The sequence below is a fragment of the Mesorhizobium sp. M0590 genome, assembly GCF_040320905.1.
Classification (GTDB): domain Bacteria; phylum Pseudomonadota; class Alphaproteobacteria; order Rhizobiales; family Rhizobiaceae; genus Mesorhizobium.
The window spans coordinates 184,754-206,565 of sequence record NZ_JAMYQN010000010.1 but is presented as its reverse complement, the minus strand read 5'-3'; the positions used below and the strand labels follow the sequence as shown (position 1 = coordinate 206,565).

General features: G+C 61.5%; 18 protein-coding genes. 9 read left to right on the top strand and 9 right to left on the bottom strand.

The window, feature by feature from the left end:
• Positions 1-41: 41 nt before the first annotated feature.
• The 3 genes from NKI52_RS18675 (at position 42) to NKI52_RS18665 (ending at position 2,959) form a co-directional block, all read left to right on the top strand.
• Positions 42-815 (top strand): glycosyltransferase family 2 protein, encoded by a 774-nt coding sequence (locus tag NKI52_RS18675; protein WP_352471919.1) that lies wholly within the window; start codon positions 42-44, stop codon positions 813-815.
• Positions 816-923: 108 nt separating this feature from the next.
• Entirely contained in the window at positions 924-1,646 is a 723-nt protein-coding gene (locus NKI52_RS18670) for a glycosyltransferase (RefSeq protein WP_352448862.1), read from the top strand.
• A 275-nt stretch (positions 1,647-1,921) separates the two neighbouring features.
• Positions 1,922-2,959: a phosphatidylglycerol lysyltransferase domain-containing protein gene (locus NKI52_RS18665; RefSeq protein ID WP_352698998.1), complete on the top strand. Its 1,038-nt coding sequence runs from the start codon at positions 1,922-1,924 to the stop codon at positions 2,957-2,959.
• Between the two features lie 584 nt (positions 2,960-3,543).
• Here the strand turns inward: NKI52_RS18665 and NKI52_RS18660 are convergent.
• The 8 genes from NKI52_RS18660 to NKI52_RS18625 form a co-directional block, all read right to left on the bottom strand.
• Positions 3,544-4,620 (bottom strand): ABC transporter ATP-binding protein, encoded by a 1,077-nt coding sequence (locus NKI52_RS18660; RefSeq protein WP_352698996.1) that lies wholly within the window; start codon positions 4,618-4,620, stop codon positions 3,544-3,546.
• Positions 4,617-5,417, bottom strand: coding sequence for an ABC transporter permease (locus NKI52_RS18655; protein ID WP_352698994.1), 801 nt, complete (start codon positions 5,415-5,417; stop codon positions 4,617-4,619). Before NKI52_RS18655 ends, NKI52_RS18660 begins: the two co-directional genes overlap by 4 nt.
• Position 5,418: 1 nt before the next feature.
• Positions 5,419-6,279 carry an ABC transporter permease gene (locus NKI52_RS18650; RefSeq protein WP_352699033.1) on the bottom strand — a complete coding sequence of 287 codons (861 nt, stop codon included), beginning with the start codon at positions 6,277-6,279 and terminating at the stop codon, positions 5,419-5,421.
• A gap of 66 nt (positions 6,280-6,345) precedes the next feature.
• Positions 6,346-7,365: an ABC transporter substrate-binding protein gene (locus NKI52_RS18645; RefSeq protein ID WP_352698992.1), complete on the bottom strand. Its 1,020-nt coding sequence runs from the start codon at positions 7,363-7,365 to the stop codon at positions 6,346-6,348.
• Positions 7,366-7,448: 83 nt separating this feature from the next.
• Positions 7,449-8,924 carry an aldehyde dehydrogenase gene (locus NKI52_RS18640; RefSeq protein ID WP_352698990.1) on the bottom strand — a complete coding sequence of 492 codons (1,476 nt, stop codon included), beginning with the start codon at positions 8,922-8,924 and terminating at the stop codon, positions 7,449-7,451.
• Complete coding sequence (locus NKI52_RS18635) at positions 8,921-9,979, bottom strand: LLM class flavin-dependent oxidoreductase (RefSeq protein ID WP_352698988.1); 1,059 nt, start codon at positions 9,977-9,979, stop codon at positions 8,921-8,923. Before NKI52_RS18635 ends, NKI52_RS18640 begins: the two co-directional genes overlap by 4 nt.
• Before the next feature lie 5 nt (positions 9,980-9,984).
• The gene (locus NKI52_RS18630) at positions 9,985-11,784 is read right to left on the bottom strand and encodes an alpha/beta fold hydrolase (RefSeq protein WP_352698986.1); all 1,800 of its coding nucleotides are present in this window, start codon (positions 11,782-11,784) and stop codon (positions 9,985-9,987) included.
• On the bottom strand, positions 11,777-12,364 hold the full coding sequence (locus NKI52_RS18625) for an amino acid synthesis family protein (protein WP_023674996.1): 588 nt from the start codon (positions 12,362-12,364) through the stop codon (positions 11,777-11,779). The genes NKI52_RS18630 and NKI52_RS18625 overlap by 8 nt, the downstream gene beginning before the upstream one ends.
• 140 nt (positions 12,365-12,504) lie before the next feature.
• Between NKI52_RS18625 and NKI52_RS18620 the strand changes: the two genes are divergently transcribed.
• A complete protein-coding gene (locus tag NKI52_RS18620; protein WP_023674997.1) occupies positions 12,505-13,176 on the top strand; it encodes a GntR family transcriptional regulator in 672 nt (223 codons plus the stop codon).
• A gap of 429 nt (positions 13,177-13,605) precedes the next feature.
• On the opposite strand, the gene NKI52_RS18615 is transcribed toward NKI52_RS18620, so the two are convergent.
• Positions 13,606-14,091, bottom strand: a complete 486-nt coding sequence (locus NKI52_RS18615) for a hypothetical protein (protein WP_352698984.1) — start codon at positions 14,089-14,091, stop codon at positions 13,606-13,608.
• A gap of 1,262 nt (positions 14,092-15,353) precedes the next feature.
• Here NKI52_RS18615 and NKI52_RS18610 point away from each other — a divergent pair.
• Genes NKI52_RS18610 through NKI52_RS18590 form a run of 5 tightly spaced genes read left to right on the top strand, consistent with a single transcriptional unit; the run spans position 15,354 to position 21,799 of the window.
• Positions 15,354-17,840, top strand: a complete 2,487-nt coding sequence (locus NKI52_RS18610) for an ATP-binding protein (protein WP_352698982.1) — start codon at positions 15,354-15,356, stop codon at positions 17,838-17,840.
• A 7-nt stretch (positions 17,841-17,847) separates the two neighbouring features.
• Complete coding sequence (locus tag NKI52_RS18605; protein ID WP_352698980.1) at positions 17,848-18,438, top strand: Pvc16 family protein; 591 nt, start codon at positions 17,848-17,850, stop codon at positions 18,436-18,438.
• Entirely contained in the window at positions 18,438-19,181 is a 744-nt protein-coding gene (locus NKI52_RS18600; RefSeq protein ID WP_352698978.1) for a hypothetical protein, read from the top strand. Before NKI52_RS18605 ends, NKI52_RS18600 begins: the two co-directional genes overlap by 1 nt.
• A gap of 30 nt (positions 19,182-19,211) precedes the next feature.
• The gene (locus tag NKI52_RS18595; RefSeq protein ID WP_352698976.1) at positions 19,212-20,171 is read left to right on the top strand and encodes a hypothetical protein; all 960 of its coding nucleotides are present in this window, start codon (positions 19,212-19,214) and stop codon (positions 20,169-20,171) included.
• A gap of 56 nt (positions 20,172-20,227) precedes the next feature.
• Positions 20,228-21,799: a phage tail sheath C-terminal domain-containing protein gene (locus NKI52_RS18590; protein ID WP_352698974.1), complete on the top strand. Its 1,572-nt coding sequence runs from the start codon at positions 20,228-20,230 to the stop codon at positions 21,797-21,799.
• The last annotated feature ends 13 nt before the right edge of the window (positions 21,800-21,812 follow it).

The window sequence follows — 21,812 nt, the reverse complement described above, 5'->3', positions numbered from 1 at the left end:
TCGAATGACAGTGGCAGCTTTGATGCCGGAGCATTCTGACCGTGCCGGCGCTCTCGGTCATTATCATCACCCGCAACGAGGAGGCATCCATCGCGCAATGCCTTCGGTCGGTCCATTTTGCCGATGAGATCGTCGTTCTCGACAACAACAGCAGCGACAGAACCAGGGAGATTGCCGGTGCTCTGGGAGCAAAGGTTCTGATGACCGTTGATTGGCCCGGTTTTGGTGCGCAAAAAAACCGTGCGCTGGCCGCGGCAACGGGGGATTGGATCCTCTCGCTGGATGCCGATGAGTGGGTGGAGGCGCCGCTCGGCGCGGAAATAAGGGCCGCAATCGCCGACCCAAAAGCCAATGACGGCTTCGAAATACCGAGAAGATCGCGCTTTTGCGGGCACATTGTCCGCCATAGCGGCTGGTCGCCCGATCTGGTGCTCAGGCTCTTCCGTCGCCGCTCCGGGCGGTTCAGCGACGACACCGTGCACGAGAAGGTATTGGTGAACGGGAAGGTCAGCCGATTGTCTCAGCCGATCGAGCACGATTCCATTACCGACTTGGCAGATGCCCACGACAAGATCGGCCGGTACGCAGAAGCGTCCGCCGCGCAACTGCTTGCCGAGGGCAAAAAAAGCTCGATAGGCAAGGCGGTTTTGCGCTCGGTCTGGGCCTATGTGCGCAGCTATATTTTCCGGCTGGGATTTCTGGACGGTTCCATTGGTGCGATGGTGGCCGCGTATTCGGCCAGCTACACCTATCAGAAATGGGCCCGTGTCGCATTGGGAATGCGAGGCCCGGTCCACCCAAAAAAGCAACGCTGAGGCCAGGACAAATCTGTGAGAAACCGGCTTGGTTGACCGCAATTGTTGCCGAGCCATCGCCAACTAGTTAGTGTACGACCGTAAAAATCGAAAGCCAGGGTAGTGAATATGACTGATGCGTTTAGGGTATTTATCGGATGGGACAGCCGTGAGCCGATCGCGTACGACGTCGCGCGACACTCGCTGCTCAAACATGCGTCGGCGCCTGTCTCCGTCATTCCGATCAAACAGGACGAGATGCGTGCCCGCGGGCTATATTGGCGGGAAAAAGATCCGCTCGCCTCAACGGAGTTCACCTACACGCGCTTCCTCACGCCCTTTCTCGCCGACTACACGGGTTGGGCCCTGTTTTGCGATTGCGATTTCCTGTGGCTTGGTGACGTCGCAGGCCTGCTGAAATATACGGACTCGGACAAGGCGGTCTATTGCGTCCAGCATGACTATACGCCGAAGGCCACAACCAAGATGGATGGTGTGGTCCAGACGTCCTATCCTCGGAAAAACTGGTCGTCGCTGATGCTGTTCAATTGCGCGCATCCTTCGGTCAGATCGCTCACGCCAGAGGTCGTGAATCAGGAAAGTGGCGCCTATCTTCACCGAATGCAGTGGGTTGCCGACAAAGATTTGGGCTCATTGCCGGTAGAGTGGAATTGGCTCGAAGGTTGGAATGAAAAGCCTGCAGTCGGCACACCTAAGGCGGTCCACTATACCAGCGGCGGCCCGTGGTTTGCCGAATGGCAGAATGTCGACTACGCCGATTTGTGGATAGCAGAACGCGACGAGTTCCTGGCTTCCGATCAAGCGGAATCTTCTCAGAGCGCCGTTCGATAAGAACATCGTGTTTGGCAGGTGACCTGGGCGCTTCCGAAAGTGGCATTGATTTTCGTGTCGCCAAGGGCGCAGCAACCAGCCGTCAGGCGCGGGGCGTCGACAACAATGCGTGTTGCCGCCTGGGGGCGGGACCGGGGCAGATTGCGCCTACGAATCTGGCGGCTCCGGCCGGGTAAACATGCCGCGCTGAGATAAGGATCAGCTCGCGGCAATATGATCGGTTTTTTGGGTCCGTCAGCTCTTTCATCGGCCTAGCCGGCACGCGAAAGTCGACCATGCCGTCACTGCGAAGACGCCTCGATCGTTTCCTGGAGAACCGCGGGCCTAAAATACCGCGGCTGCAGCTGAACCATGTCGAGCGCCTGGCGCTGGTCCGTCGCCATGGTGATTTTTCCCTTGCCTATTCGACCGCCGTGCAGAAGGGGCTTCACTACTTCGGCGATGCCCAGGGCTACATCGCTTACGGCAGCAAAACGCGACATCATTTCGCGCTCGGTGATCCAGTGGCTGCCCCGGCCGATCGGCGCGACTATATCAGACGTTTCATCGAGGTTGCCGGCAGCCCGTGGTTCGTGCAGATCGGCGACCAGACGGCGCGCGTGCTTGCCGGGCTTGGCTATCAGGTCAACCGCCTCGGCGTCGACACCAGGCTTGTCCTGCCCAGACACGACTTTTCCGGAAAGCGCAATGAGACAGTGCGCTATTCCGAACGCTGGCTCTTGAAGAAGGGTTTTTCCTTCGCGGAGGACAACGGGACTGTCTTCCTCGACGAGATTGCCAGGCTCTCCCAGAATTGGCGGGGCGACCGCATCGTCAAGCGCTGGGAGATGAGATTTCTCAACAGGCCGTTTGCCGATCACCTTGGCGTCGATATGCGCCGTTTCGTCCTGCACGGTCCGGATGGGGAGCTCGTGGCCTTGCTGGATTTCGATCCGCTGTTCAGCGACGGCAAGGTCATCGGCTACACCACCTCGTTCAAGCGCAAGCACATCGATGCCTCGGCGCATGCCGAGATCGGCCTGACCAAATTCGCGGTCGACCGCTTTCGCGATGAAGGTGTTTCCGTCGTCACCCTAGGCCTGTCGCCGCTTGTCGAAATCGGACCTAGCGGGTTTGCCGAAAGCGATTTCTGGCGGCACGCCTTCCAGCGTGCCTATGACTCCCCCTGGGTCAATCGCACCCGCTTCAATCTGCAGGGGCAGGCGGCCTTCAAGCGCCGGTTCCATGGTGTCGAAGAGCCGACCTATCTTGCCTTTCGCAAGGGGACCTTTTTCGAAGCGCTTTCTCTGCTCCGGCTGATCAGGGCCGTCTAGTGCCTAGTGGCTGAGCGCTCGTCGTCTCCTAGTATGGTCGACCTCACACGGTCAGGCTCGGTTGTTTAGGTGGGAAAGGAATGCCGCGGCGGGAAGCAAAAGACCGGCTGCGAACCGCCGGCCCATTCTGCGGCGTCCACCAGTCCCGCCGGGGCACTTTGGCCTGAGAACGGCTCCGCGTCAGCGCCAAGGGGTCGGATTCACGGTTGCTGCAGCGTACCGCCAGGAATAACGAGGGTACCCTGGCCTGGCCTTGAGTATCTGAAGCCTATGAAGAACAAAGCAACGATGATCAAACAAATGACGATGACCGCGACGACGCTGCCAGGATGGTGTCCGGTATCTGGCGGTTGGACCATTGCCTTCCCGTATGGCTATCGCCGCGGACCTTCTTCATCTTCCAACCGAGCATGACGACTGTCAATGGGTACAGGAGTTGCGCCCGCCATCCAATCAGCCGACTGCAGCGTCGATCACGTTGCGCGCTTGCTGACCGAAGCTGATGATGGACCTAACCACAGCTTGTCCCAAGCACGCTTCCATCGCTGCGAAGCGTTGAAGGGCGGCGATCCACCGCGGCTTAGTCAGGCCGGAAACAGGAATGCAGCAGCGGGATCGAAAAAGACCTGCCGGCTGCAGGGCCACACATCCTGCGATTGCATGGCGGCGGAGGTCGGCCTGATGTCAACCTCCTGTCCAGCGGCGATGCGCGCGACGATCCGCCGGCGCTCGCCGTAAAATGCGATGTCGACGATCTCGACATTCAGTTCCGCGCTCGCCGGGCTCCGCTCCATGCTAAAGGCTTCGGGCCGGATCATCAGCTTGGTCTTCTGGCCTTTGCCGAACGTGCCGTTGGCCCTGACTCCGGATATGACCGAACCGTCTGTCATGCGGATCGTTGTCGTGCCGTTGGTGGTGCCGAGATGTTCGGCGGCGAGGAAATTCGAATTGCCGATGAAGCCGGCGACGAAATCGGTCGCCGGCCTGAGATAGAGATCCTCGCCGGTGCCGGTCTGCTCGATGCGGCCATCCTTGAACAGGGCGATTCGGTCCGACAGATGCAGCGCCTCTTCCTGATCGTGGGTGACGTAGAGAATGGTGACGCCGGTCTGGCGATGGATGCGGCGGATTTCGCCCTGGATTTCCTCGCGCAGCTTCTTGTCGAGCGCCGACAATGGCTCGTCCATCAAAAGGATCGGAGGATCGTAGGCCAGCGCCCGGGCCAGCGCGACGCGCTGTTGCTGGCCGCCCGACAGCGCACCGGGTAAGCGTCCGGCAAAGCTTTCGAGCCGCACCAGGGCCAGCATGTCGGCGACCTTTTTCTTCACCTCGGCGTCCGGCCGGCGGCGAACCCGCAGCGGAAAAGCGACGTTTTCGGCCACCGTCAGATGCGGAAACAGCGTGTAGCGCTGGAAGACCATGCCGATGTTGCGCTTGTGCGAAGGCACTGCAAGCAGCGACTTTCCTTCCAGCAAGACATCGCCGGAAGTCGGGTCCTGAAAGCCGGCGATCGCGTAGAGCGTCGTCGATTTTCCCGAACCGGAGGGCCCGAGGAAGGTCAGGAACTCGCCCCTGGGAATGTCCAGCGTGACGTCGTGCACGGCGACGATCGCCCCGAACGCCTTGCGCAGATTGCGGATGGAGAGGAAAGGGTGGGTCATGTCCGGAACTTTCGCTGCAGCAGCGCCGTCATCACCATCAGGGCAAGCGTCAGCCCGACCAGCAGGCTGGAGGCAGCGGCGATCACCGGACTGAGGTCCGACCGCAGACTGCCCCAGATCTTGACGGGCAAGGTTTGCAAGCTGGGGCTGGCCATGAAGATCGCCACCACGACTTCGTCCCACGAGGCGAGGAAGGAAAAGATCGCGGCGGAGAAGATGCCGATCCGGATCGACGGCAAGGTGATCCTGAGCCTGGCCTCGAGCGGGCTTGCCCCGCAGACGATTGCCGCGTCCTCGATCGACTTGTCGAACCCTTCGAGCGCGGTGGCGATCGGAATGATGGCGAAGGGCAGCGCCAGCACGGTGTGGGCGATGACGAAGCCGATGGTGGTGCCGCCGAGGCCAAGGCGAAGGAAGAAGGCGTAGATGGCGATGGCGAAGACAACGACGGGCAGCACCATCGGCGTCAGCAGCAGGCCGCGCAGGATCTCACGTCCGGCAAACCTTCCGCGAACCAGGGCAAAGGAGGCGAGCAGGCCGATCGCTACTGCCAGGATCGCCGTCATGGTGGCGATCCGAGCGCTGGTCAGCGCGGCGTCGAGCCAGGCCGGATCGGCAAAAAGCTCCTGGTACCATTTGAGCGTCCAGCTGGGCGGCGGAAAAGCCAGCCAGCGCGACGAGCCGAAGGAGAGCAGGACAATGAAGACCACCGGCAACAGAAGAAAGCCAGCGACCAGCGCGGTGAAGCCGAGCAGGGCAACCCGCAGCCAACCCATGCGGTCATAGTCGAGCAGCATCTCAGATGCCTCCGCTCGTGCGCCTGGCACCGACAAGGCGCAGCTGCAGTGCGTAGAGAACCATGGTGACGACAAGCAGGATGAAGGCAGCGGCGCTGCCGAGCCCCCAGTTGAGCAGCGACTGGACCATCTGCGCGATCATTTCGGCAAGCATCATGTTCGACGTGCCGCCGAGCAGTGCCGGCGTTACGAAGTAGCCGAGCGACATGACGAAGACCATCAGGCCGCCGGCCGCGACACCGGGCAGCGACAGCGGCACGAGGATGCGGTGGAACGCCTGGAAAGGGCTTGCGCCGCACAGCGACGCCGCACGCAGCGTCATCGGATCGATCGCCCGTAACGTGCCGACCAGCGGCAGAATCATGAAGGGCAGCATGATATAGACCATGCCGATAGTGACGCCGGTGAGATTGTTGATGAGCGGCAGCGGCTGGTCGATGACGCCGATGGTCATCAGCGTCCGGTTGATCACGCCGGTACGCTGCAGGAGCACCATCCAGGCATAGGTGCGGGTGAGCAGGTTCGTCCACATCGACAGAATGATGATGCCGAAGATGATCGAGGCCAGTCCCGAAGGCATGATCGCCAGCATCCAGGCGACCGGAAAGGCGACAAGGACCGTGACGATGGTGACCAACGCCGCGACCAGGAATGTGTTGAAGAACACCCGCGCATAGGTGCCGTCACCAAGCAGGGCAGCATAGTTCTGCAAGCCTGGCTCGGGCTCCGTGACACTGCGCAAAAGCAGCGCCAGCACGGGGACGATGAAGAACAGCATAATCAGAATCAGGGCCGGCAGCAGGCCATTGAGACCTGCCGGCACCCGCACCGTTCCAAAGTTCCGGCGTGTTTCGACCGACATGACAGCGACCCGGCTACGGGACGAGACGGCGCGAACCGTCTCGTCCATTGCGGTTCAAGAGCGGGCTTATTTCGCCTGCCAGGCATACCAGCGCGCGGCGATGGTGTCGCGATTGGCGGCCCAGTAGTTCATGTCGAGATTGATCTGTCCGTCGACATGAGCGTCCGGCAGCGATTTCACGGCATCGGTCGGCATCTCTGCCTTGGCCTTGGTGTTGATCGGCGCATAACCGCTGGCTTCGGCAAATTTGGCCTGACCGGCGGGGCTGCTCGCCGCGGCGAGGAATTTCATCGCCGTATCCTTGTTCTTGGCACCCTTCGGTACCACCAGAACGTCGGCTGCGGTCAGGTTCTGGTTCCAGGAGACGCCGACATCGGCGCCATCCTTGTCCAGTGCGAAGACGCGGCCGTTCCACAGCTGGCCGAACGTTGCTTCGCCGGATGCGATCAATTGCTGCGACTCCGCCCCGCCGCCCCACCAGACGATGTCCGACTTGATGGTGTCGAGTTTCTTGAAGGCGCGATCGAGATCCAGCGGATAGAGCTTGTCCGCCGGAACACCATCGGCCAGCAGCGCGATCTCGATGACACCGGGCGCCGACCATTTGTAGAAGGTCCGCTTGCCCGGGAACTTCGTCAGGTCGAACATGTCGGCCCAGCCGGCCGGTTCACCCGAAACGGCGCCCTTGTTCCAGGCGAGCACGAAGGAATAGTAGAAACTGCCGACGGCGTGATCGGTGGTGAAGCGCGGATCGAGGTCGGCCTTCGGCACGGTCTTGAAGTCGATCGGCTCGAGCAGACCGTCCTTGGCCGCCTTGATGGCGAAATCCATCTCGACGTCGACGACGTCCCAGTTGACACTGCCGCTGTCGATCATCGCCTTCAGCTTGCCGTAGTCGGTCGGGCCGTCCTGCATGACCTTGATGCCGGATGCAGCGGTGAACGGCTCGGCCCAGGATTTGGTCTGCGCTTCCTGGGTCGTCCCGCCCCAGCTGGTGAACACCATGTCCTCGGCCTTTGCGGCCGTCGTTGCCAGAACTGTCGTTGCAATAAATCCGGCAAGGAAGCCGGTGATGATCAGTTTCATGTCGTTCTCCTCTGTTGTTTTCGTTGTTGTCTGTTCGCGATCGGTCGTTTTCGCCTTGATCGCGCATCTCCGGCCAGCGGCGGCTACCGCATGACAAAAGGATCGGGAATCGGGTCGTCGGAGGTGCGTATCCACACCGATTTCGAACGCGTGTAGTCGCGGATCGCATCGAGGCCCCCTTCGCGGCCGAGCCCGGATTGGCCGTAGCCGCCAAACGGAACCAGCGGCGAGACCGCCCGATAGGTGTTGATCCAGACCACGCCGGCATGGATGCCGCGCGCCATGCGGTGGGCTTTTGCCAGATTGGTGGTGAACACGCCGGACGCCAGACCGAACTTCGTGTCGTTGGCGAGCGAAAGCGCTTCAGCTTCGCCGTCGAAGGCTAGCACACAGAGCACCGGGCCGAAGAGCTCTTCGCGCACGCAGGCAAGGGTCTGATCAGGCGCGTCGATAATCGTCGGCGCGTAATAGAAGCCGTCCGCCATGCCCGCGGGGCGAATGCCGCCGGTGACCAGTTGCCCGCCCGCGGCCAGGCTTTCAGCAATGATCTTCTCTATCCATTCGCGCTGGCGCGAGGTGGCGAGCGGTCCCATTTCGATCGCGGGATCCTGCGGATCGCCAATCCTGATCGCCTCGGCCTTGCGCTTGAGCCGGGCGAGGAATTCGTCCTTGACGGAGCGCTGGACCAGCAGCCGCGAGCCGGCGACGCAGCTCTGGCCGGTGGCAGCGAAGATGCCGGCAACGACCGCGTTGGCGGCGCTGTCCAGATCGGCATCGGCAAACACCACGACCGGGCTTTTGCCGCCGAGCTCGAGCGTCGTGAAGGCGAGGTTTTCCGCCGTATTCCTGACGATCTGCCGAGCGGTCGAGGGACCGCCGGTGAAGGCGACGCGGGCGACGAGCGGATGACTGGTCAGCCGGTGACCGCAATCGTGGCCGAAGCCGGTCAGGATGTTCACGGTCCCGGCGGGAAATCCCGCCTCATGGACGAGTTCGGCGAAGGCCAGCAACGGGGCAGGGCCGTCTTCCGATGCTTTCAGAACGATGGTGCAGCCGGCCGCCAGCGCCGGCCCGAGCTTGACGGCGGACAGGAAGAGCTGCGAGTTCCACGGCACAATGGCGGCGACGACGCCAATTGGCTCCGGCCGGATGGTCACTTCCATGTCGGCCTTATCGATGGGGACAAACGAGCCCTCGTGCTTGTCGGCCAGCCCGCCATAATAGCGGTAATAGTCGCCGACATAGGCGATTTGGGCGCGGGTCTCGCGGATGATCTTGCCGGTATCGCGTGTCTCGAGTTCCGCCAGCCGGTCGGCATTGGCGACCACCAGATCGCCGAGCCGCACCAGAAGCTTGCCGCGTGCCGTTGCCGTCATTGCCGGCCACGTGCCGGAGCCAAGCGCCCGGTGAGCAGCTTCGACGGCGCGGTCGACGTCATCAGACGATGCAGCGGGCATCTTCGCCCATGGCGCGCCCGTCGAGGGATCGATGCTGTCGAAGGTCGCCGCCACTTCGACGAAGCTGCCGTCAATATAGTTCCTGAATTGAGTGGTGCTCATCGCAATCCAGCTTTCGGCTCGGAAAAGGCCGGCATCACCCTGTCGATGAAGAGCTGCAGCGATTTCTTCTTGCGCCGATGGGAAAGGCCGCTGTCGATCCAGATCGAATACTGATCGTAGCCGAGCGCTTCGTAGGCCTTCAGCCTGGCGATCACCTCGTCGGCTTCGCCAATGACCAGGTTCTGCTTGATCTTGTCAGGCGCATATTGCGGCATGGCCGCGATCTCGTCTTCGGTCAGCGCCTCCATTATGCCCTGGTGCACCGGCTTCTTGTTCTGGAACCAGGCGCCGAACTGGCAGTAGAACTGCGATAGATCCTGCGCGAGCCGGTCAGCCTCCGCGGCATCCTCGGCGACGAAAGTATGCATCAGCAGCATGATCTCCGGCCTTGGTACGTCGGAGTGGGCATTACACGCTGCATTGAAACGCTCCATCAGGCTGGCCACTTCGCCATCGCCGGAGGCAAGCGGCGTCACCTGGACGTTGCATTTGCTGGAAACCGCAAAGTCGTGCGAGTTCGGATCGCGTGCGGCCACCCAGATCGGCGGATAAGGCTTTTGCAGCGGCTTGGGCGACGAGGTGGTTGAAGGAAACGACCAGAACTCGCCGGCGAGTTCGAAATCACCATCCCAAAGGCCCCGGATCGCCGGCACCATCTCGCGCATACGCTGGCCGGCACCCCAGGCCTCGAGGCCTGGGAAAAGTCGCTGGTATTCGTAAGCGTAGGCGCCGCGCGCAATGCCGATGTCGAGACGGCCGCCGGTGACGACGTCGGCCATCGCTGCTTCGCCGGCAAGCTTGATCGGGTGCCAGAACGGCGCGACGATGGTTCCTGTTCCGAGCCGGATGCGCCTGGTTTTGGCGGCGAGCCAGGCGATGTTGATGAACGGGTTCGGCGAGATGGTGAATTCCATCCCGTGATGCTCGCCGATCCAGGCAGTCTCGAATCCTGCCTCTTCCGCCTGCAGAACCAGCTCCTCCAGCTCGCCGACAAGCTCGGAATGCGGCTTTGTCAGATCCGATCGCTCCATGTGCACGAAAAGCGAAAACTTCATCGGTTTCACCCGCGGCCGGAAAGAGGAATTTGAGAAGGCGAGGGCTTGGCGAGCGGCCGGACTTCGCCTTCGACCTCGTTGCCGACATAGACGCCGAATGCATCTTCCGTACGTTCGCGCGCATAGCGGGCAAGCATCGAACGCACTGCGGGATCGGCGATCTTCAGATCCGCGATCTTCTCGATGTCGACAAGCCGCATCTGGCGATCGTCGGAATTGGATCCCTCGACCGTTCCGCGATAATAAACATGCGTGCGCCAGGGTTCGGCGGCATCGTCCCACACCGCGAACAGGAAGCCGAGCTGGGCGTCTATGGCCCTGGCGGCAAGGCGCCCCTTGAGGCTGCGCGCATCGTTGGGCGTGCCCAGTCCGCGCCCCGCAGGCAATTCACAAATCCCGTCGGCCGTTTCGACGAACAGCACACGGCCCTCGTTCTCGAGAATGGCGCCGACCTCCGTATCGGGGGGCGCCGCCGCCAGCGCCTCCTGGCTGAGGCCAGGCGTGACGTAGGTGCCTCTGCAATAACCGAGGGGCTGGGCTCCGTTGTGGCTGAAGTCGCGGACGCGGCCGATGAGGATCGAGTGATCGCCAGCATCGACCAGCTGCTCCATGCCGCAATCGAACATCGCAACGGAGCCGTCGATCAGCGGATTGCCGGTTCGGCCCGGTTGCCAGCTCACGGCCGCGAACTTGTCCGCTGCTTTGGAAGCGAAGATGCCGGAATGGGCCTTCTGGTCCTCTGACAGGATGTTGATGGCGAAACCTCTCGACGTCGAAAAAGCACTGTGCCCCAGCGCCCTCTTGGCGATGCAGACAAGCACCAGCGGCGGCTCGAGCGAGACCGAGGTGAAGGAGTTGGCGGTGAAGCCGCGCGGTTCGCCTTCCGCGCTGATCGTGGTGACGATGGTGACGCCGGTCAGGAACGAGCCGAGTGCGCGCCGGAATTCGCCGCTGTCAAAGACTGCATCCGTCTCCGGCTTCACGCCAGCGTCTCCTTCCGTGTCGAGAAATTCCATGATGTGTTTGGTCACTTTTTCAGGTGAAGCCATTGCCATCATGTGCCTTTCTCCATTGAGCACGAGGCATTGACCGTGCGGCGCAAGCCTCGCCATCGCCGCCGACATGGCCGGGGTCGAATTGCTGTCTTGCGACCCGGTCATGAACAGGGCTGGTGCGGCAAGACCGGGGAGAGCATCGGCATGCTCGGCATCGGCACGGGCAAAGAGGCGATAGGTGCGCGCGTAGCCTTCGGGTTCGACCCTTTCAAGGGCGGCGCGCGCTGTGGTGGCCGCCCCGATAAGGTTCGCCGGCAGCGGGTCGCCGAACCAGCGGGCAAGCGTAGCCGCAATGGCGGAAGGGTTGCCACGAGGGCCAAGCGCGGCCGCCCGCTCGCGCACGGCCTGCGTCAAGGCCGCGGGGCGGCGGAACACCGCGTTGAGGCACACGATGGCGCGAACGCGCAAAGGGGCGCGAAGGGCGATTTCCAGTGCGACCAGCGCGCCCATCGAATGGCCGACGATCGACACCGACGCCACGCCAAGATGGTCGAGCAGGCGAACCGCCTGATCGGCGAAATCCGACAGGCTGGCTTCTTCCGGCGGCAGCGGTGAAACGCCGTGGCCGAGCATGTCGATGGCGATCAGGTCATGATGGTCTTTCATCGCCGCGATCTGATCGTGCCAGATCGCGGCGTTCATGCCGACACCGTGAATGAGCAGAACCGGCGCGCCGGAGCCGGCGCGGATGAAGCCGGTGCCGTCCGGAGCCGTGTCCCGGACCCATGCGGTGGCAGCGACGTCAGCCATGCAGGTCTCCGACCTCCTTGAGGTCCTGATAGCGGTCGCCGATACGATGGTGCGGGCGGCCACCAATCGAAGCGCCAAGCGCCACTACCAGCTCATCGGGCGCTGGCGCGTCGCCGATTTGGAAATGTACGGTCAGATAGTGGGAGCGGCGGCCTTCGTCGTTCTTGTCCATCAGCGGGATCATGATCGGGGTGTTCGGCCCTCCGCGCAGATTGGTGAAGGCGAGATAGGTCTTGGCGCCGACGGCGCGACGGTAATGGTTGCCGAAATGCAGCGTATGGATCAGCGCCGATGCATGCTCGATCTCGCCCGCCGTGCCGCAGACCGCGGCCTTGCCATAACCCTCTATCGCCTCGCCGGAACCGGCGACGGCGATAATCTCGCGGGTCAGCAGTTCACCGAGGACGGGAGCAATAGCGCGGATCTCCGGCGACAGGTCGTCGGTGAAACCGCGGCCGGCCCAGGGATTTGTCAGCACAGCCGCGACACCGATCAGACGCAGCGGTTTTGGGGCTTCCTTGCCGCCCTCGATTAACGTGTTCTCGATGTACGTGACGATCTTTCGAATGGCTGGTTTCATGAAAGTCCTCGGTCGCCACGGCGCTGTGCAACGCCGAAATCTTTACATCATCTTATGGTATACCATACTATGGAGCACCAGAAGCCTTGTCAATCGGCTATGGAATCTGTTTTGTGGCCGGATCGGGGTAGGGAGAGAAAATGTCAGGCGATACGCTGCGGATCGACCGCTCTGCCAAGACGCTGAGGACGCTGGCGCTGGAGCGCATGCGTGAGGCGATCATGGGCTTCCATTTCCAGCCTGGTGAAAGGCTGGTCGAGCGGCCGCTATGCGATCAGCTCGGGGTAAGCCGTTCCGTCGTGCGCGAGGTGCTGCGGCAGCTGGAGGCGGAAGGCCTGGTGCAGATGATACCGGGCCACGGACCCGCCGTGGCCAAACCGGATCTCGGCCGCACCGACGAAATCTATGAATTGCGGGCGCTGCTCGAGGGCATCGCGGCGCGGGCTTGCGCCCTGACAGCCACGGACGCGCAGATCGCCTCGCTCGATGCCGCCTTGACGAACCTGCTTGAGGCGTGGGCGTCCGGTGCGCCTGTCGAGGTGATGCGGGCAACGACCAAGTTCTACGAAACGCTGTTCGAGGCGGCGGACAAGCGCATTGCCTGGGAAATCGTGACGGGGCTGAATGTCCGCATCAACCAGCTCCGCTCAATGACGATCGCGTCGGAGAACCGCCGCGAGCCGGCGATCGCCGAAATGACCGAAATCATGGATGCAATCCGGTCGCGCAAGCCGGACGAGGCGGAGGAGGCGGCGCGGCGGCATGTCGAATCCGCGTGGCAGATCGCCCGCAACACGCTTCGCCTTGGCTGACTGGTATGCCGCCGGCGGTCCATCGTTCCACGGCAGGCATCTAACTGGTGCGTACAGTGACATGTGTGACATGCCAATTTGCTTTCAGTTGCGGCGGCAAAATCGTATATCGGGTCAGTTAGGTGTGCATCTCTTGCCAAATTGCTCTGTCATTCGAACGGAGTATCGGACGGACTGAGACAGAAAAAATAGTAAAATGAATATGTTACGCCACAAAGTTGCCGTGGCGCCGATGATGGAGGGGACGGACAGAGGCCGAAATATTAATAAAAATAATGGCTTAAGGGGGTTAGGTTGGCGATGCAGTACCTAATGCAGTACCGCGGAAGTTAGCTTACCGCCGTTTTCTGATGCGGCGGGTTCTACATCTGGGTCAGCATAAGGACTGGTGCCAGCGTTTACGGCACCGACGGTTGGGTGGCTTTCATGTCACAGCTTGGGTGGCGGTATTGCATCCATAAAAGCAAGACCCGTCAAAACCACTCCCAAACCGCAGAGGAATAGATACATTATCAGCCAGAATGCGTTAAGCCGCAGGTTTTCAAGTCGAGGGAAATGCTGAGTGTGTTCTTTGTCCGCGAGATTCTTCAATCTTTTTATCGGCGCACTCTTAAGCAAGCTATCCAGTTCGTCGCGGTATGCTCGCCCACGCTCCATGTGCAATGAGAAGCGCTCATAGTGTTTAGCCGAGAATGCGGCTCCGAATACGCCGACGCCGACCATGAATAGCGTCAGCGGCATATCTATTCTCGTCAACCCTCTATCGAGTGTTATGAAGCCGATGCTTGCGGCTGCAATTGCAATAAGCGCCGTCGCGACTGTCGAACGCTGGGTTTCATGGTGGCGCCCTTGAGTGCAGTGCTCTTGATACATCTTCCAGAACACGTCACGACGTTCCGATTCACTCTCGGACATGCCGACCTCTCCTTGCATCAACAACCGAACTCATCGGGAAGAAGAGTGATAGTCGAACACACTCAAGGTTGGGCCGCCAGCACATTTTTTTCGCGAGCCGGGAGCAATCTGTGGGAATTCGGCTGATTGAAACACGCGGATGTTCCCTTTCTGGCACAATGCCGCGCTGATTATTATCAACAAGCTATCGAAAGTTGCAGGTCTGATGCACAATCATCCCACTTGATATCCCAGTCGCGCGCTCGCGCTCCATAATTGCCGGTAGTGTCAAAACTGCCAATCGGCTCCCGTCTTCGGTGAAGGACAGTGAGGTCACCTCGTTGCCGGCGCCTGCCTTGCTTACTTGACGGCATAGACGCGCTACTTCCCAGAGTTCCACTAGGTCGCGCACATGACGTGAGTTGCTGTCCCAATCACCATCCGTGAGGCCGACCGCCAGCCGCCGCCTTCCGCCCGCTGTCAGTGCGAGAACCAACGAACCACCGCATCAGTCACATCCCAAAATGTCAGGTAGCTCGTCGGTGGACGTCCGATGAACTTGATAGCGCAACTCATGACGAGGAGCTTGCCATCCCGTGTCAGGCCAGACTGCAAACCTAGGATGATCCAGTCTGGCTGCTCGATGCTCTGTTCGTCGCAGACGCCGTCGAAGATGTGCTGAAGGGATGCCGATCGCAGCTCCGGTCGGTGAACTGAATGCCGTCGCCGACGGGTCTCTTGAGGCGTCTTTTGCAGGCGTCAGCCGCCAATCTCTCTCGGACGTTCCCCGCCCCATCTATCATTGGCCGTCTGTCGCTCGCCTGGTGTGACGGTAGCTTTCGCCGGCCTAGTCTAGCGCGAGCACCGCTTTTCCGTGCGTGCGCGGTGCCATTTGAGCAGATTGCTACGCGTTGGCCTGTTTGTCGTCACGTTCTTACCGCCAGCATCTGCCTCTTTGCGGCCTTGCGGTATTGATGCGTTGTCAAACGCAGTGCCGGCACGATCGCGGGTCGTTGCTGCGCAGTTAGGCACCACGTCGTAAATCCGTGGATGGCCGCCGCGGACAATCTTTCGATCCAGAAATGGTCGATGCAGCAGGCGTCCACAAGATCAGGAAACGATTGGCATCCTGGGTTCGTCCTGTGATCCACATGTCGGCTGGCGAGAAGGATACAAACCCACAGAAGGACCCTGCACTCTGTTAGCGATCTCAAAGTCGCTGGTTGTCGATGAACGCTCTTCGAGTAGCTCTTGCCCAATCGCGCAGCGATCTTCTCGCCGCCTTGATCGCCGACGCGCTGACGAAGTCGCCCGAGTTCGAGCTTGTCGGCGACGACGTTTGGGACCTCGCGTCGATAGAGACGGCGCTGGGCGTAGCGGCGCACGACATTGACGTGCTGATCGTCGTCGGGGACATGGGCGCCGTCGCTCTCGATGATCTGCTCGGCCGGCACGCGGGCATTGTCATTTCGCACATTGTCATCGGCTCGGACGCCGTACGCTTCAATCTGAAGAGCGTGGGAGTCGACCAGTTGCTGTCGACGTTGATAGCCCTAGCGAGGGACCGCGGCAGCGGCGCTCTTCGCGCGGTTGAGTACCAAGCGGTCGCAGGCATGTCGGGCCGATTCGAGGACGACTGCGGCTTTGTACCGATTCCGGCGCGAAGTGAGGTGATGGATCTTGCTGTCGAATGGATCAGTGCCGTGCTACGCCAATACAACCGGCGGTTCCCCATCGCTGATGGCGAGGTTGCGGGCTTATCACGAGCCAACGCGTCGATCGAACTGGCGCTTGCGGCGGATTATCCGGCGGACGACGCGACCCTTGACGTGGCCGAGCGCCTGTTCGTCGCCCTCGACTCTACCGGACATAATGACGAGCCGCTTGTGCGCATCCGCCGGCGACTGGGTCTGTCGGATACCGAAATCAAAATATTGCTGCTTTGCCTCGCGCCGGATCTTGACGTCAGGTATCACCGGGTCATCGGTTCCTTCAATGACGACATGACGCGCCGCGGCCCAACGCTGGCGCTCGCCTGCAGCATGCTGGGCGAGCCGCTCGCCGTGCGCGCCGCGCTGGCACGTGCAGGTGGACTGGCGCGCTGGCAACTGCTCGATTGCGGTGCGCTGCTGCCGCGTGGCGACGACGTGCTGCGCGTCGATCCGAGCGTTGCCCAATGGTTGCTGGGCGATCCGAACGCGTTGCTCAACGATGCGGCGGTGCGCGCCGCAAGCCGAGCCGAGACATGGCGCGGCGCTGACCTGCTGACCGATCCTCTCGACATCGCCTTCGCAGACAGCATGGCGGCCGGACTTGCGTCGAGCGACCAGCATGGTCGTTGGTTCGTTCTCGGTGGTGCTGACGGCGACGGCTGGCGCGCGCTGACAGAGCTTGCCGCATCGCGGGGCGGGCCGCCGCTGTTGCGCGTTTCGCTCCAGGCGCTGGCTTCCGGACTGCCCGGGGAAGCGGCGGGGATCGCGGCTCGCATTGCCCGTGCGGCGATACTACTCGGTGCAAGCCCTGTCATCGACGCCGAGATCGACGACGCTCCCGTCGATCGTGATGCAGCAATGGCGACGCTGGCGGGGGTGACGCGATTCTTGCCGCAAGGCACCGTCCTGATTACCAGCGATGCCAGGCGCTGCATCGGTCTGTTGCACGCGCAGGTCGTCGCGGTATTCGAGCGTGACGCGCCGGCTACGCCGGCGACGGTGGCAACATATGCAACCGCAGCAGCCCAGTTCGGCCTGGCATTGTCGGCTGATTCATGTGTGCGGCTTGGTCATTCCTTTCCTATGGCGCTCGGGAGCATCGAGGATGCGGTTCGGCTCGCGGCTTTGCAGGGGGCAGGCGACAGGACGCCGGATGCGCAATACGACGCTGTCGCGGCCGCATGTCGGCATGTCGCAAGCCCGGACATGCCGCGCTTCGCCAAGCGCATCGTGCCCACCTTCACGCTCGACGACGTGGTGCTTCCGGCCGAATGGCACAAGCAGTTGCGCGAGCTTGTCGGCAATGTCGTGCATGCCCCGAGGGTGATGAACGACTGGGGTTTTGCCGCCAACATGCCAAGCGGACGCGGCATCGCGGCCCTGTTTCATGGGCCAAGCGGCACCGGCAAGACCACCGCCGCGCACGCGATCGCACATGCGCTAGACACCGATGTCTACCAGGCGGACTTGTCGCTCCTCGAAAGTAAGTTCATCGGCGAGACGGCGAAGAACGTTGACGCAGTCTTCACCGACGCTGAGCGGTCGCATGCAGTTTTGGTCTGCGATGAGGCTGACTCAATTCTAGGTAAGCGCAGCGAGATCAAGGACGCGCACGACCGCTATGCCAATATCGACGTCGCCTACCTCTTGCAACGCATCGAGGCCTATTCGGGCCTGGTGATTCTCACCACCAATTTTCGCCAGAACATTGACCAGGCCTTTCTGCGTCGCTTCCGCTTCGTCGTCGAGTTCCCCAATCCCGATGCCGAAGGGCGCGAGCAGATCTGGAGCAAATGTCTACCAAGGATGGCGCCGGTCGCGGCCGATGTCGATTTCGGTTTCCTCGCGCGGCGGGTCGAAGTGACTGGGGGCAACATCAGGCAGATCACGGTGCGTGCGGCATTTTCCGCGGCTGCGGACAATTCGTCCGAGATCACCATGCGGCACGTCCTCGCCGCGACACGGGCTGAACTTGTCAAGGTGGGTCAGATGTCGGCCGTGCGCGAGATCGATGAAATCGAAGCGCTCCGTCACAGAAATCTCCGGCAGGTGGCGTGACCGGGCCATGAACAACAACGCCATCCAACTCGTCGGTGAGGAGATCGTGAAACGGATTGCGGCGACGAAAGTCGCCGTGCATTTCGGGCCGCTGGATATTGGCGATGACATTGAGCCGACGAGGCACCTGATACTGTTCCCCTACAGGGTGAGCGTCAACGCCGACATGCGCAACAGTGAACATCGGGTGCCGGCGCTAGTCGACGATGGGCATGGCGTACCCATCGTCCGCGATAAGATTTTCGACGAGGCGATACCGCTCGACGTTCATTTTCTGCTCTGCGTCCGGCCATCGAAGCCCGAACGTGAATGGCAGGGAACGGTCGACCTCGGGAAGGCGCTGCAGGTGTTGAACGCAGCGTCCGGCCGTTTCGGCCTCCTTGTCGACGGCGAGATTGTCCATCTTTCGCTCGATACCGTCTCGACAGAGGAGATGGCACGTATCTGGTCGCTGTTCCCGGCGGTGAATTACCGGACCTCGGTGGTCTACCTGGCGTCACCGGTCTGGATCGACCCCGAACACCCACGCGAAACGGGAACACCCGTGGTGCACGAAAAATATCTGCCGCGACCGGTACCGATCGTGGAGCGTGCCTGATGCTGAGCGAACTCGAAAAAAACGCTTCGCCGACGCGCCGGGCCCTCTTTGCGATCGAAGTGATCGACAGCGTTTCGGGATCGACACTCTACGATCGCATCAAAGTCGAACCGTTGGACGCCAACGACAAGGTGATCAACGGGCCGCCGGTGATCAACCACTCGGGCAAGTTCGTTTGGCTGGAGCCGCGCAATGACTGGCCAGCCAGGGTCAGGGTGAGGCCGGACGACAGGCCCAATCCGCCACCTTTCGAGGATGCGGTGATCGATACCCCGCAACCCGCCGACGATCCCATTCCGGCAAGAAAGCGCCTGTTCACGGCGTTGCTCAGGCCCACCGCCGCTTATCCGTTCGGCGAGGGAACCACGGCGGTGCGCGGCGCGCTGAAGGACGGCATGGCCCGCGATGCGAACCCGATCAGGGACGCGATCGTCCAACTCGCCTGGCAGTATGACGACGTGAATTGGAAGCCAGCCGCCCCGGCCGCTGGCCACGAGCCGCTGCCCGGCGAGGCCCGCACCGATGGCTTTGGGCAGTTCGCCACGTTCATTCGCCTGCCCGCCGACGACGCAAAGGTCGCCGTGCGCAACGGGTTGCTGACGGTGCGCCTGCAAGTGACTCGCGCCGGCATGCCGACATGGATCGTGCCGGGAAACCGCTGGGTCGAGGACAAGGCTATCGAGAAGATCACGGCGGGCCGCCTGTTCGAGCAGGACGTCAACCTGGCATGGCCGGCAAACTGAGCTGTGAAACCCGAGGAGGGGGATGCGACGATGGAAGACTGCAGACCAATCGACGACCAGAAGAGCATAGTCGACAAGGCGATCGCGGATTACGAGGCCCAACAACTTCCGCCGTTGAAGAAGGAACTGGACGCCCTTGTCGACAAGAAGAACAAGGCGGCTGCCGAGTACGAAAAACTCTACGACGGAAGAAAGAAACGCTGGTGCGAGCAGAACGAGAAGATCGAACGGCTGCACACATCGCTGAAGGGCATGTTCCCGAAATGGAAAGACCTCATTCAATCGTGCGCTTGTCCGGCGCGTGCGGAGATCGACGCTCAGGAAGCAGCGATCGCCAAGCGTCGGAAGGCCGCCAAAGGCGGCAATGAGCGCAAACGCGATGCGGCCAAAGCCACGGCCGATGAGACCAAGTTGTATCTCGACACGCTGACTGCGAACGGAACCAAAGCCGATGCGGCCCTGACAGCCGTCGACAAGGCGGTTGTCGATGTTCAGAAACTGCTTCAGGGCACCGCGCCGGTCACTGCCCTCTACCCGTTTTGGTTCGAGGTTCTGCCAGCACATGGGAGCCTGACGCCCGAGGGGCTCGAGGCTCGCATGGATTTCGCCAAGAACCAAGCACCCAAGGACCTCTGCAAGGTGTCAGTCGTCGCCGGCAAGGCCGAAGAGGAAGGCGAGGAAGAAGGCGAGGAAGAAGGCGCGCAGACTGTCGAGGATCATGAGCAGACGCAGCCGCCACCACCAGATGCCGAAACGCTGCCGCATGCGGTGCCATGGCTCGTAAAGCCGGAGTCCTACGGTCATGAACTCGACTGCGCATGGATGCGGTTCAGCATTGCGAAAGTCGACTACGCCGCGACGATCAGAAAGTTCGAGGACTGGCCAGACGATTTCCCCGGGTCTGAGAAGCGCCTCATCGGTGCGAAGAAATTGCTCTCCGAAAACATCGCGGCCTGCCTCAGCGCGTCCGTAACTCCAAAGCCCTGTTAGCCGACTGAGGCGTCAAAGCCCTGTCGACGGCTTCCTCAAATTCAGGAGAAATGGCAATGCCAGAATATCTTGCTCCAGGCGTATATGTCGAAGAAATCGAACGCGGGCCGCGCCCGATCGAGGGCGTGCCGACAAGCACGGCCGCCTTCCTTGGCGAGACCGAGCGGGGGTCTACCAAACCCCGCGCGATCACCAGCTACGGCGACTACAAGCGCTGGTTCGGCGATGTGTTCGGCAACCGTGACCGCTACATGCCATACGCCGTCAATGGGTTTTTCGAAAATGGCGGCCGACGAATGTTCGCATGCCGTGTTGTCGGGCAAGGCGCGTTGTCGGCCGAGCGCGAATTCGGCGTCTTTGTCGCCCGGGCCGTCGGCGCGGGCGAATGGGGCAACCGCATCTGGATCCGCATTTCTGCAAGCACGACCGAGCGGGTGAAAGACGGCAACAAGACTCCGGTTGGCTTTCGCGTGCGGAGCGCGTACTGGGCATCGGTGCCGGACGGTTTCGATCCTTTCGATCCCTTCGATTCTGACAACCGCTCCATTCTTCCGCGCCCGACAATAATGGAGGATTTCGACGACCTCGTACTCGAGCGGACGTCGCCGGATTTTTACGAGAAACGGCTTGACGACAACTCGCCGCTCATAACGCTCAAAGGACCCGACAACGACGAGGAGACCCTACCGGCGTTCGAAGTAGGTATGCTGGGCGGGGGTGGTGACGACGGACAAGAGCTTGGTGTCGACGACTTCCAGGGCGAGCCGGTTCCCGGACAGCGTGACGAGCCGCAGGGGTTGAGCGCACTGACGCTCGATCCCTACCGAGAGGTGGCTCTTGTCCACGCGCCATTCCATGGGCCTGCTCCTGATCTCATTGCTCAGGCGGTCATCACGCATTGCGAGCTTAACCGCTTTCGCTTTGCTGTCGTCGACTCCGTGCCCAACCAGAGCGACATCGCCAGCCCCGAACTCGATCCGCGCACAACGCTGACCGACAGTTCCTATTCCGCGTTCTACTATCCGTGGATCAAAATCGCGGACCCGCAGACCGGAGCAATGAAGATGGTGCCGCCTGGCGGCTATGCGCTCGGCATTTACGCCAGGACCGATACCGAGCGTGGCGTGTTCAAAGCACCGGCCAATGAGATCGTCCGAGGCGCGGTCGACCTTCGCTTCGACATTAATGACCGGGCACAGGAGACGCTCAATCCGCGCGGCGTCAACGCCATCCGGCGATTCGCCGGACGCGGCATCCGCGTCTGGGGCGCCCGCACCATGTCGTCCAACACGCTCTGGAAATACGTTTCAGTGAGGCGGCTTTTCATTTTCCTCGAAAGATCGATTTACGAGGGAACTCAATGGGTTGTGTTCGAGCCTAACGACGATCGCCTGTGGGCGAGAGTGAAGGACACGCTGCGCATCTTTCTGCGGGCGCAATGGCGGGAAGGCGCCCTGTTCGGCAGGACCGAGGAGGAGGCGTTCTTCATCACCTGCGATCGCACCACGATGTCTCAGGATGACATTCTCAATGGCCGCCTGATTTGCGAAATCGGCATCGCTCCGGTCCGGCCGGCGGAATTCGTCATCTTCCGCGTGTTCCAGCAAACAGCCGAAGCCCAACGCTGAGGAGGGATGAACC

Bases quoted from the DNA above. Each gene is read 5' to 3' on its own strand.
- NKI52_RS18670 (WP_352448862.1), top strand. From the start codon at position 924: ATGACTGATGCGTTTAGGGTATTTATCGGATGGGACAGCCGTGAGCCG.
- NKI52_RS18665 (WP_352698998.1), top strand. From the start codon at position 1,922: ATGCCGTCACTGCGAAGACGCCTCGATCGTTTCCTGGAGAACCGCGGG.
- NKI52_RS18660 (WP_352698996.1), bottom strand. From the start codon at position 4,620: ATGACCCACCCTTTCCTCTCCATCCGCAATCTGCGCAAGGCGTTCGGG.
- NKI52_RS18655 (WP_352698994.1), bottom strand. From the start codon at position 5,417: ATGCTGCTCGACTATGACCGCATGGGTTGGCTGCGGGTTGCCCTGCTC.
- NKI52_RS18650 (WP_352699033.1), bottom strand. From the start codon at position 6,279: ATGTCGGTCGAAACACGCCGGAACTTTGGAACGGTGCGGGTGCCGGCA.
- NKI52_RS18645 (WP_352698992.1), bottom strand. From the start codon at position 7,365: ATGAAACTGATCATCACCGGCTTCCTTGCCGGATTTATTGCAACGACA.
- NKI52_RS18640 (WP_352698990.1), bottom strand. From the start codon at position 8,924: ATGAGCACCACTCAATTCAGGAACTATATTGACGGCAGCTTCGTCGAA.
- NKI52_RS18635 (WP_352698988.1), bottom strand. From the start codon at position 9,979: ATGAAGTTTTCGCTTTTCGTGCACATGGAGCGATCGGATCTGACAAAG.
- NKI52_RS18630 (WP_352698986.1), bottom strand. From the start codon at position 11,784: ATGGCTGACGTCGCTGCCACCGCATGGGTCCGGGACACGGCTCCGGAC.
- NKI52_RS18625 (WP_023674996.1), bottom strand. From the start codon at position 12,364: ATGAAACCAGCCATTCGAAAGATCGTCACGTACATCGAGAACACGTTA.
- NKI52_RS18620 (WP_023674997.1), top strand. From the start codon at position 12,505: ATGTCAGGCGATACGCTGCGGATCGACCGCTCTGCCAAGACGCTGAGG.
- NKI52_RS18615 (WP_352698984.1), bottom strand. From the start codon at position 14,091: ATGTCCGAGAGTGAATCGGAACGTCGTGACGTGTTCTGGAAGATGTAT.
- NKI52_RS18605 (WP_352698980.1), top strand. From the start codon at position 17,848: ATGAACAACAACGCCATCCAACTCGTCGGTGAGGAGATCGTGAAACGG.
- NKI52_RS18600 (WP_352698978.1), top strand. From the start codon at position 18,438: ATGCTGAGCGAACTCGAAAAAAACGCTTCGCCGACGCGCCGGGCCCTC.
- NKI52_RS18595 (WP_352698976.1), top strand. From the start codon at position 19,212: ATGGAAGACTGCAGACCAATCGACGACCAGAAGAGCATAGTCGACAAG.
- NKI52_RS18590 (WP_352698974.1), top strand. From the start codon at position 20,228: ATGCCAGAATATCTTGCTCCAGGCGTATATGTCGAAGAAATCGAACGC.